General features: G+C 70.2%; 11 protein-coding genes and 1 pseudogene. 7 read left to right on the top strand and 5 right to left on the bottom strand.

Features of this window, described 5'->3' with window-relative positions; all coding sequences use genetic code 11:
* From ACJ73U_RS05190 to ACJ73U_RS05215, 6 genes and pseudogenes are all read left to right on the top strand, one after another.
* Positions 1 to 499, top strand: a 499-nt coding sequence (locus ACJ73U_RS05190; RefSeq protein WP_407776362.1) for a hypothetical protein, incomplete at its 5' end; no start/stop codon positions are given.
* Between the two features lie 68 nt (positions 500 to 567).
* Positions 568 to 1,548, top strand: coding sequence for a chemotaxis protein CheB (locus ACJ73U_RS05195; RefSeq protein WP_407776363.1), 981 nt, complete (start codon positions 568 to 570; stop codon positions 1,546 to 1,548).
* A complete protein-coding gene (locus tag ACJ73U_RS05200) occupies positions 1,541 to 2,281 on the top strand; it encodes an STAS domain-containing protein (RefSeq protein ID WP_407776364.1) in 741 nt (246 codons plus the stop codon). The genes ACJ73U_RS05195 and ACJ73U_RS05200 overlap by 8 nt, the downstream gene beginning before the upstream one ends.
* A gap of 36 nt (positions 2,282 to 2,317) precedes the next feature.
* Positions 2,318 to 4,177 (top strand): annotated as a pseudogene (locus ACJ73U_RS05205) (CheR family methyltransferase).
* A 74-nt stretch (positions 4,178 to 4,251) separates the two neighbouring features.
* Positions 4,252 to 4,818 carry an STAS domain-containing protein gene (locus tag ACJ73U_RS05210; RefSeq protein ID WP_407776365.1) on the top strand — a complete coding sequence of 189 codons (567 nt, stop codon included), beginning with the start codon at positions 4,252 to 4,254 and terminating at the stop codon, positions 4,816 to 4,818.
* On the top strand, positions 4,811 to 5,218 hold the full coding sequence (locus ACJ73U_RS05215; RefSeq protein ID WP_407776366.1) for a hypothetical protein: 408 nt from the start codon (positions 4,811 to 4,813) through the stop codon (positions 5,216 to 5,218). The genes ACJ73U_RS05210 and ACJ73U_RS05215 overlap by 8 nt, the downstream gene beginning before the upstream one ends.
* A 10-nt stretch (positions 5,219 to 5,228) precedes the next feature.
* Here ACJ73U_RS05215 and ACJ73U_RS05220 read toward each other — a convergent pair whose 3' ends face one another.
* Together ACJ73U_RS05220 and ACJ73U_RS05225 are read right to left on the bottom strand one after the other, a co-directional pair.
* Entirely contained in the window at positions 5,229 to 5,876 is a 648-nt protein-coding gene (locus tag ACJ73U_RS05220; RefSeq protein ID WP_407776372.1) for a response regulator, read from the bottom strand.
* A 121-nt stretch (positions 5,877 to 5,997) separates the two neighbouring features.
* On the bottom strand, positions 5,998 to 7,182 hold the full coding sequence (locus ACJ73U_RS05225) for a sensor histidine kinase (protein WP_407776367.1): 1,185 nt from the start codon (positions 7,180 to 7,182) through the stop codon (positions 5,998 to 6,000).
* Between the two features lie 158 nt (positions 7,183 to 7,340).
* On the opposite strand from ACJ73U_RS05225, the gene ACJ73U_RS05230 reads away from it, so the two are divergent.
* Positions 7,341 to 7,940 (top strand): DUF4190 domain-containing protein, encoded by a 600-nt coding sequence (locus ACJ73U_RS05230; RefSeq protein ID WP_407776368.1) that lies wholly within the window; start codon positions 7,341 to 7,343, stop codon positions 7,938 to 7,940.
* Between the two features lie 94 nt (positions 7,941 to 8,034).
* Here ACJ73U_RS05230 and ACJ73U_RS05235 read toward each other — a convergent pair whose 3' ends face one another.
* The 3 genes from ACJ73U_RS05235 to ACJ73U_RS05245 all read right to left on the bottom strand — a co-directional run.
* Positions 8,035 to 8,484: a L,D-transpeptidase gene (locus tag ACJ73U_RS05235; protein ID WP_407776369.1), complete on the bottom strand. Its 450-nt coding sequence runs from the start codon at positions 8,482 to 8,484 to the stop codon at positions 8,035 to 8,037.
* Between the two features lie 83 nt (positions 8,485 to 8,567).
* Entirely contained in the window at positions 8,568 to 9,797 is a 1,230-nt protein-coding gene (locus ACJ73U_RS05240; protein ID WP_407776370.1) for an SGNH/GDSL hydrolase family protein, read from the bottom strand.
* Positions 9,798 to 9,852: 55 nt separating this feature from the next.
* A partial coding sequence (locus ACJ73U_RS05245; RefSeq protein WP_407776371.1) for a hypothetical protein occupies positions 9,853 to 10,228 on the bottom strand: 376 nt, incomplete at its 5' end.

Genomic DNA, 10,228 nt, shown 5'->3' on the forward strand with positions numbered 1-10,228 from the left:
CGAGTATTGCGACGGCGACGGCGACGCCGGTTCGTGGGCCAGCCGCACCCGGTCGTTACGACTGTTATCGCTCGTCCTGCTGAATTTCCTGCTCGACCTCGACCTCGTGCGACTGGGCAGCCTCACGCTCGGCGACCAGCTGTGTGTAGATCGGGTTGGGATCGTTCATGTCGGTGCCTCTCTCACGCTCGCCTGCTCTTACCCACCCAAACCCACACCGAAACCTATAAGTTTGTTCGATGGCCAAGAAGGCTGCCGACCAGCAAGACAGGGCCGGGCAGAAGCACAGCGGCGGGCGGCGGAGGCCAACGTCCGGCTCGGGGAGTTGCGGGGGCGGCTCGCGTGCCTGCGGGCGCGGGTGCCGTCCACGCCGCTCGACCCGCTCGAACGGGCGGCTCAGCCACCGGTCACCCCGACCAGCGGCACCGATCACCCGACCAGCGACACCGGCCACGTCACCAGCGGCACCGGTCACCTCACCAGCAGCGCGGTCACCTGACCGCAGCCCGAGTTGAATCAGCCCGAACCGGGTAATCGACACCGGTACACCTACCCGAGGAGACAGCGATGGGAGCTCGACCGCGGGACGTGGTCGTCGTCGGGGCGTCCGCGGGTGGGGTGGAGGCGCTGCGCGCCATGGTCGCTGGGCTGCCCACCGATTTCGGGGCGAGTGTGCTCGTCGTCATGCACATGCCGGCCGGCGGCACCTCCGCGCTGCCCGCCATCCTGAACCGGGTCGGGCCGTTGCCCGCCGTGACCGCGCGGGACGGGGAACGGCTGCAGCGCGGCCGGATCTACGTCGCGCGGCCCGATCACCACCTGCTCGTCGTGGACGGGTTCATCGCGCTGTCCCACGGGCCCACGGAGAACGGGCACCGGCCCGCCATCAACGCCACGTTCCGCTCCGCGGCCATCGCGAGCGGGCCCGCCGTCATCGGCGTCCTGCTCAGTGGGGTGCTCGACGACGGGGTGGCGGGGCTGCTCGCGATCACCGGCCGGGGTGGGCGGACGGTGGTGCAGGACCCGAACGACGCGCTGTACCCGGGCATGCCCGAGCACGCGCTGCGCACGATGACCCCCGACCACGTGATCCCGGCCGCCGACATCGGTGCCCTCCTCGCCAAGATCACCAAGGAGCCGGCGTACACCTCGGACGAGGCCGCGCCCGAGGTGCTGCGGTGGGAGAACGAGATCGCGAGCGCCGGCAGAAGAGCCGCGGGGGCCGAGACCGTGGGCGATCCGTCGGAGTTCGCCTGTCCCGACTGCCAGGGCGTGCTCGCCGAGATCGAGGGCGGTGTGCGTTACCGCTGCCGGGTGGGCCACGCCTGGACGGCCGACGCCCTCCTGGCCGCACAGGGCTCCGCCCTCGAACGCGCGCTCTGGACAGCCCTGCGTACTCTCGAAGAGAAGACCGCGTTGAGCACGCGAATGGCCGAGGAGGCACGCGAGCGCGGCAGCCACCGCATCGCCGACCGGTACGAGCGGGTGGCGAGGGAGACGAACGAGGCCGTGGCCGTCCTTCGACGCCAGGTCATGGAGCGTGACTAGAACAGTGTTACGGCTCGAGAACCAAGCGCTGGACGAGGCCGTCGTCGTCGCGCCGGTCGGCCGGCTCGACGTGGCCACCTACCGCCAGCTGCGGGACCACCTGATCAAGGTCGGCACGGACAACCCGCGCGCGATCGTCGTCGACCTGAACGGGCTGGAGATCGAGTCCGACTCGACGCTCGCGATCTTCCCCGCCGTGCACACGCGGCTGCAGGTGTGGCCCGGTGTGCCGCTGCTGCTCGTGTCCGGCACCGGCCGGGTCCGCACCCGGCTCGCGCGCAACCGCACCGCGCGCTACCTCCCGGTCCTCGAGACCATCGCCGAGGCGATGGCCGCCCTCGACGATCCGCCGCCTTGCCGGGTCGCGCACGTCCAGCTGCCCAACTCCCTGGCCAGCCCGCGCCTCGCCCGCGAGTTCGTGCGGCTGACCTGCGTGGACTGGAATCTCGAACTGCTGCTCGACGACGCCCTGCTGCTGGTCGGCGAGCTGGTGACCAACGCGGTCATGCACACCTACTCCGCCCCGTCCGTGCGGCTCGAGCTGCGCCGGAACGTGTTCAGCGTTGCTGTGCGTGACGACACCCCCGGTGAGATCAACATGCGTGACCCGGGCGGGGACGCCGCGGGTATCCACGGGCTGCTCCTGGTCGCCCAGATCGCGACTGTCTGGGGCTGCTCGCCGACCTCGTCCGGCGGCAAGGTGGTGTGGGCGACGCTCCGCACGCGCCGGTGACCGCGGCACGTCGCGGCTACGAGTACGGTGCTTTGGGTGGAAGATGTGTCCAACCAGCTCAACGGCGACTTCGAGGCAGTGCTGCTATACCTGTAGGAGTCGCGCGGTTTAGACTTCACCGGCTACATGCGCACGAGCCTGGCGCGCCGGGTGCGCCGGCGGATGAGCCAGGTCGGCATCGACAGCTACGCCGAGTACATCGACCACCTGCAGGTCAACGCCGAAGAGTTCAACGCGCTGTTCAACACGATCCTCATCAACGTCACCAGCTTCTTCCGGGACCCGGACGCGTGGGACTTCCTGCGCTCCGACCTCGTGCCGACGCTGCTCGCCGAGCGTTCGCCGGAGGACCAGGTGCGGATCTGGAGCGCGGGCTGCGCGTCCGGTGAGGAGGCCTACACGCTCGCGATGGTGTTCGCGGAGGCCATCGGCGCGGACCGGTTCCGCCAGCGGGTGAAGATCTACGCGACGGACGTCGACGAGGACGCGCTCACCCAGGCCCGGCACGCGGCGTACCCGCAGACCGCGATCGAGAACGTGCCGGAACCGATGGTGCGCGACTACTTCGAGCGGCAGGGCAACCAGTACGTCTTCCGCAAGGACCTGCGCCGCTCGGTGATCTTCGGCCGCAACGACCTCGTGCAGGACGCGCCGATCTCGCGCATCGACCTACTGGTGTGCCGCAACACGCTGATGTACTTCAACGCGGAGACGCAGACGAAGATCCTCGGCCGGCTGCACTTCGCGCTGGCGCCGAGGGGTCTGCTGTTCCTCGGCAAGGCGGAGATGCTGCTGTCCCACACCAGGATCTTCGACCCGGTCGACCTCAAGCGACGGGTGTTCCGCAAGACGAGCGCGGCACCGGTCGGCCTCGGCCACTTCGCGGCGCAGTCGTTCACCCGCGACCGGATCGGCGAGATCGGCAGCCTCGACCAGCTGCGGGACTACGCGTTCTCGGCGTCTCCCGTCGCCCAGGTCGTCATCACCGGCGAGGACATCGTCGCGCTGGTCAACCAGCAGGCCGAGCTCGTGTTCGGGCTCTCCCACCGGGACGTCGGCCGCCCGCTGCGCGACCTCGAGGTGTCCTACCGGCCCGTGGAGCTGCGCGGCTACGTCGAGCAGGCCAAGGTCGAGCGGCGCGGCATCCGGATCAAGGACGTCGAGTGGCAGCGCGGCCCCGGTGAGGCCATGTGGCTGGAGATCCACGTCAACCCGCTGGTCGACGCGGACAACGGGCTGCTCGGCGTCTCGATCGTCTTCCACGACGTCACCGCCGCGCGGGCGCTGCTCGACGAGCTGGCGCACGCGAACCGCCAGCTCGAGTCGGCCTACGAGGAGTTGCAGTCGACGAACGAGGAGCTGGAGACCACCAACGAGGAGCTCCAGTCCACGGTCGAGGAGCTGGAGACCACCAACGAGGAGCTCCAGTCCACGAACGAGGAGCTGGAGACGATGAACGAGGAGCTCCAGTCCACGAACGACGAGCTCCAGGCCATCAACGACATCCTGCGGGAACGCAGCGTGGAGCTCGACGAGGTGAACGACTTCCTCGACTCGATCCTCACCTCGATCCGCTCGGGCGTCGTGATAGTCGACAGGGAGCTGCGCATCCAGGCGTGGAACCGCGGCGCCGAGGACCTGTGGGGGCTGCGGCGCGAGGAGGCCGTCGGCCAGCACCTGCTCAACCTGGACATCGGGCTGCCGTTGTCGGAGCTGCGGCCGTCCGTCCGCACCTCGCTGCAGGACACCGACTTCGAGGAGACGAAGATGATGCCGGCGGTCAACCGCCGGGGCCGGCAGATCATGCTGCGGCTGCACTGCGGACCGCTGCTGACCGCGGGCGGCGAGATCCAGGGCAGCATACTGCTGATGGATGCGGACGAGGACAACACATAACGGGAATTGACGTGCCACCCGGGGGCGAGAACGATGGAGGGGTGTTGCCACCTCCACACTCCTGTCTCCTGTCGGTGAGCCAGGAGCAGCGGGCTGAGGTCGCGGTCCGTTTCGCTCGCACCGACGAGGACGTCGTGTTCCTCGGTGCGAACGGCGAATGGTTCCTGCGCCGGCTCCGGGAGGACGGGCACGTCCCGGTCCCCGTGCGGCCAGGTCCGTCGTCGTGCGGTGCGCTCGCGACGCTGCGGTCGAGGACGTCCACGCTCTGCATGTACGACAACGGCGCGTTGACCGGGCGCCAGCGGGCCAGGGTCCTCGGCGAGCACGGGTCCGCGGTCGTCGCGCCCGCCGCCTTCGACGACGGCACGCTGCGGATCACCGAGGTCAGCAATGGGCTGCGCCTCGCGGGCGAGCTGGACATCAGCAACCGGCACGGGCTGGTCGCGGCCATGGCCGCCGACGTCGAGGTCATCGACATGCGGTCGCTGCGGTTCGTGGACGCGGGTGGGATCGCGGCGATGTACTCGGCGGCGAGCGGCCGGGTGCGCCTGCTGTACCCGCAGCCGGTGCCCAGACGGGTGATAGCGCTCGTCGACCCGCAGGCGCGGCGGCTGGTCTGCGAGGGGGTCGGCAGTGGCTGACAACCCGCTCGCCACGGCCAAGATCGCCTGGCTGACCAGTGCTTTCGACCCCGTGCAGCCGTCGGCGCTGCGGCGGTGGGTGCGGGTGCACGCCGCGCCGGCGGTGCCGGACGTCGATGTGCTGAACGCGGTGATCCTGGTCGTGAACGAGGCCGTCACGGTCAGCGGCCAGACCTCGGCGGACGGGGAACGGGTCGCGGTCGAGCTGTGGCGCGAGCCGGAGGTGTTGCGGTTCCTCGTGCGGTGTCCGGCGTCGCTGCCGGTCCTGTCCCGCACCCAGCTGCCCGAGGACCAGCGCCTGCGGGCCCTGTGGCTGACGATGCAGGTGAACCACGCGGTCCAGGTCACGATCACGCCCGGGCTGATCACGGTCACGGTGGCCGCGCGGCAGTGGTCGTAGCGGCTCCCGGCTACGGGCTGACGATCCCCGCCTCGTAGGCGAAGATCGTCAGCTGGACGCGGTTGGTGACGTCCAGCTTGGCGAAGGTCCTGGTGATGTGGGTCTTCACGGTCGCCTCGCTCAGGAACAGCTCACCGGCGATGTCCGCGTTGGACTTGCCCTGCGCGACGGCCGCGACCACCTCCCGCTCCCGTCCGGACAGCTCGGCGAGCTTGGCCCGCGCCCGCACCCGCCGCGGGTTGGCCCGCGCGGCGACGAAGTGACCGACGAGCTTGCGGGTGGTGCCGGGCGACAGCATCATCTCGCCCTTCGCGACGACCCGGACCGCCTCGACGATCTCCCGCGGCGAGCCCTCCTTGAGCAGGAACCCGCCGGCCCCGGCGGCGAGCGCGTCGAACACGTACTCGTCGAGGTCGTAGGTGGTCAGCACGAGCACCTGCGGCGCGTCGGGCAGCGCGGTCACGGCGGCGGTGGCGGCGATCCCGTCCATCCGCCGCATGCGGATGTCCATGAGCACGATGTCGGGCGCGAGCGCGCGCACCTGCCCGACCGCCTCGTCCCCGTCCCCGGCCTCCCCGACGACGACGATGTCCGGGGCACTCCCGAGGATCATCGCCAGCCCGGTCCGCACGAGCGGGTCGTCGTCGACGAGCAGCACCCGCAGCGAAGTCACCGCCACATGCTAGAGCCGCGTGTCCAACGCACACGACCCGCGTGTCCAACGAATCCGACCGGTGAGTTCAACGAATCCGAGCGGTCGGATTCGTTGGACTCACCGGTCATTCCGGTTGGACACGCGGGGGTTGGGGCCAGGGAAGCCAGGCCTGGACGGCGAAGGTGTTGTTGGTGGTCGGGCCGATGTTCGTGTGGCCGCCCAGAGCCGTGACGCGTTCGGTGATGCCGGTCAGGCCGGTACCGGAGCCGGGGGACGGTGGCACGGTGCCCGGGGGCGGGATCGGGTTCACGACCTCCAGGGTCACGCCCGCGCCCGCCCCACCGCGGATCAGCACGTCGGCGGGGGCACCGGGGGCGTGGCGGACGATGTTGGTCAGGCACTCCTGCACGATGCGGTAGAGCGCCATGCCCAGCTGTGGCGGCGCCGCGGCCTGGTCGAGCAGCATGGTGAGGCTCACCGGCACGCCGGCCTGCCGGGTCTGGCCGACCAGCGCCGGCAGGTCGGTCAGCGCGGGGGCCGGGCCGTCCAGGTGGAAGTCACGGCCGTCGCGCAGGACGCCGATCACCTGGCGCAGGTCCTCCAGCGACTGCTTCGCCGTCGAGCGGACGGTGCGGGCCGCGGCGCCGGCGTTCTCCGGTGCGGACACCTCCAATGCCCCGGCCTGCAACGACAGTAGCGACAACCGGTGCCCGAGCACGTCGTGCATCTCGTGCGCGATGCGGGAACGCTCCTCCTGGCGGGTCATCTCGGCACGCAGCCACTCCTCGCGGCGCTCGCGCTCACGCAGGTCCGCCCGCGTGCTCCGCAGCAACCCGACGGTGAGCGGGATCGAGGTCAGCACGGCCGCGACCACCAGCGTGCCGATGACCTTCCCGGGGCCGGACTGGGCGATCACGGTGCCGAACATCGTCACCGCCTGGGGCCACTCCGCGTCCCGGGACACGGCGAGCGCGGTCGCCGCGAACACCAGCGCACCACCAAGCCACAGGACACGGTCGCGCCGCGCCGCGGCCAGTGCCGCCAGCGCGACCAGGGCCGCCAGCGCGTCCGAGAGCAGGAACGGTGGCACCAGTGCGATGCCGCAGACCAGCTCCGGCCACCGGTGCCGCCAGCACAGCATCACCGCCGCGCCGACCGCGACGACGAGGCTCAGCCAGGACAGCGCCGAGGGATGGACGTGCTTGTCCGCCTGCGAGTACCCGTCGGCGCCCCACACGTAGACGCTGCTGATGACACTCACCGCCACCGCGAGCACGGTGACCACGACGCCGAGCACCCGCTTTCCCATGCGGGAAGAGTACGGACCAACCGGCACGAAGCTCATCAACCTACCCGCGAAGGGCGATTACGACCAAAGTCGTAACGCCTCGCTGCTCGCGTACGACGCGGCTGTCAGGTGATCGCTGCTTGAATTCCGGCAGCAAATTTCCCCGAAAGGACCCTCTTGTGACCCAGTACGCCCCGAATCCGCCGCAGCAGGCTGCCACGCGTCCCAGCAACGGGCTCGGCACCGCGGGTTTCGTCGTCGGCATCATCGGTCTCGTGCTCTCGTTCATCCCGCTGATCGGCGTCGTGGCATGGCCGTTGGTGATTCTCGGCATAATCTTCTCCGCGATCGGCATCGCCAGGGCCGGCAAGGGCCGCGCCACGAACAAGGGCCTCGCGATCGCCGGACTCGTCGTGTCACTGGTCGGGCTGGTCATCTGCATCCTGTGGGCGGCCGTGTGGAACAAGGCCGTCAACGACGTCAACGAGGAGGCCAACCGCGAAGCGGTGATCGTCTACGAGGTGAGCGGCGACGCCCCGACCGCGGACGTCACCTACACCACCTTCGGCGACAAGATGACCAGCAACCAGGAGACCGTCACACACCTCCCGTGGACCAAGGAAGTGAAGACGAAGGGCTACGTCAAGGGAGGCCAGCTCATCATCACCACCGGCGCCGACGGCGGCAGCGTGACGTGCAAGGTGACCGTCGACGGCAAGGAGGTCAAGACCGCCACCGCGTCCGGCGCCTTCGCGGTGGCCTCCTGCGACAGCTTCTGAGGCCCCTGCACCGGTCGGCGGGCGTACGACACCGGACACCCCGGCCGCTCGGCCGGGGTGTCCGGTGTTTTCTCCGTGTCACAAGCACAACGGGCTACTCGACGACCTCGACGACGTCACCGGGGTGCAGCGTGTTGTAGTACGTCACGGCCGCGTCGTGCGACAGGTGCACGCACCCGTGCGACTGCACGCCGAGGCTGCCCTGGTGGAACGCGACGCCGGTGTTCGTGAAGAACACCGAGTACGGCATCGGCCCGTTGTAGGCGCGGCTGTAGTGGTCGATGTCCTTGTAGGTCACGTGGAACGTGCCCGTCGGGGTCTCGTGGCCGGGCTTGCCCGAGGTGATCGGGACCCCGCCGTAGGTCACGACTCCGTTGTGCATCAACCAGGTCGTGTTCGCGCTCAGGTCGACACAGGCGTCGGCTCGAGCACTACACGGCACACCGGGAGCGGCCTGGGCGGTGGCGGGAAGTGCGAGCAAGGCCGCCACGCCCAGGGCCGCCGAACCGGCGGCCACACCAGCCATCTTCCGCAGCTTTCCCATGATCGGCCTCCCATCCGCCCGGCAACGGGCTCGTGTTCGGTGCTGCGATGATCACGGGATACCACTTTCGGGTGACGGCCAAACTACAGTTTCGACAGGTCGACCGCGTTCGCCATCGCCTGGTAGCCGACGTCCCCGGGGTGGAGGTGGTCACCGCTGTCGTACGCGGCGAGCAACCGCTGCGGATCGGCGGGGTCGCGGGTGACCCGGTCGAAGTCGACGACCGCGTCGAACTCGTGGCTCGTGCGGATCCACGTGTTCACCGCGACGCGGGTCGCCTCCAGCGTCTCGTTCCACGCGCTCCATCCCTTGAACGGCAACACGGTCGCGCCGATGACGCGGATCCCGCGGGCGTGCGCCTGCGCGATCAGCTGGTGGTAGGCGGAGATGATGGCCGCCGGGTCGGTCTGGTGCGGGTCCTGCTGGATGTCGTTGACGCCCTCCAGCAGGATGATCGAGCGGACGTCGCCCTGGCTCAGCACGTCGTCCGCGAAGCGCGCCAGCGCGTTGCGGCCGAAGGAGGAACCCGGCACGTCGAGCAGCAGCCGGTTGCCGCTGATGCCCGCGTTCAGCACACCCAGCCGGCCGTGCAGCCGGTCGGCCAGCAGGTCCGGCCAGCGGTGGTTGGCGTTGCCGGTGGAGCCGACGCCGTCGGTGATCGAGTCGCCGAACGCGACCACCGAGCCCGGCGCGGCGGTCCGCACGTCCACGCCGCTGACGTAGTGCCACACGTTGGTCTGCTCGGTGAAGGCCGCGCCGGACTCCTGGTCGGCGAAGTCGCCCGCACGCGTGAAGAACGACGTCTGGCCGGTGAACGCGTGGAAGGTGACCGGGCCGGAGGGCGTCGGCACGTACGTGGTCACCAGCAGGTCGCCGTCGCGCGGCACGGTGAGCCGGACGGGATCGCTCAGCACCTCCGCGGCGGCCGGCACGACTACGGACGGCTGACCCCCGAACGTGAGCGTGCGCATGGTCCCCGGCCTGGCCGCCGGGGACGTGTTGGACTGGGCGACCGCGAGCGTGACCTTCCCGAACGTCAGCGGGGACGTGCCGAAGGTGTTGGACAGCCGCACGCGCGCCGTCCCGCCGCCGATGCTCGTGTGGATCACGTTGCGGATCGAGTAGTTCGGGTAGCCGTTCGGTGTGTTCGGCACCCACGTGCTGGGTGAGGCGGACCACGTGCCGACCCACCCGCCGGGCGGCGCGTGCCGCTCCTGGCCCTGCTGCACGCCCCGTTCTGTCGTGCTGGAGGCGACCGACGCCGAACCGACCAGCGTGACCACCACTGCTCCGAAAACCAGTAACCGCCGCATGGCGATCACGGTGTCTTTCTGGCTTACCCGGGACAACCGCTGTTCGAGTGACGGGCTAACTGCGGTCCGTCACCACCGTCCTGAACCCGTCGGGCACCACCGCCACCAGCTGCGCCATGTTGGCGTCGCTCGCCGGCAGCCAGACCAGGTCGAACGTGACCGCGTGCCGGGTGGCGACCCGGCAGCGGACCGGGCGCTGCGTAGCCGTGTTCACCCACACGTCCACGGTCGGCTTCCCGTGGTCGCGGAACACCGTCGTCGCGCCGCCGGCGACCGGCACGCCCGGCCCGGACTCCGTGACGGTCCCGGCCGTGCGCCCCGCCGCGATGTCCTCGGCCGACCGCGCGCAGTCGTCGGTCAGCCCGCGCACCGGCCCCGACCGCCACTCACGGCGCGCGTAGTCGACGGCGATCCCGTCGCTGCGGTCGGCC

It is taken from the genome of Actinophytocola sp. (assembly GCF_045807065.1).
Classification (GTDB): domain Bacteria; phylum Actinomycetota; class Actinomycetes; order Mycobacteriales; family Pseudonocardiaceae; genus Actinophytocola.

Bases quoted from the DNA above. Each gene is read 5' to 3' on its own strand.
- ACJ73U_RS05195 (WP_407776363.1), top strand. From the start codon at position 568: ATGGGAGCTCGACCGCGGGACGTGGTCGTCGTCGGGGCGTCCGCGGGT.
- ACJ73U_RS05225 (WP_407776367.1), bottom strand. From the start codon at position 7,182: ATGGGAAAGCGGGTGCTCGGCGTCGTGGTCACCGTGCTCGCGGTGGCG.
- ACJ73U_RS05235 (WP_407776369.1), bottom strand. From the start codon at position 8,484: ATGGGAAAGCTGCGGAAGATGGCTGGTGTGGCCGCCGGTTCGGCGGCC.
- ACJ73U_RS05240 (WP_407776370.1), bottom strand. From the start codon at position 9,797: ATGCGGCGGTTACTGGTTTTCGGAGCAGTGGTGGTCACGCTGGTCGGT.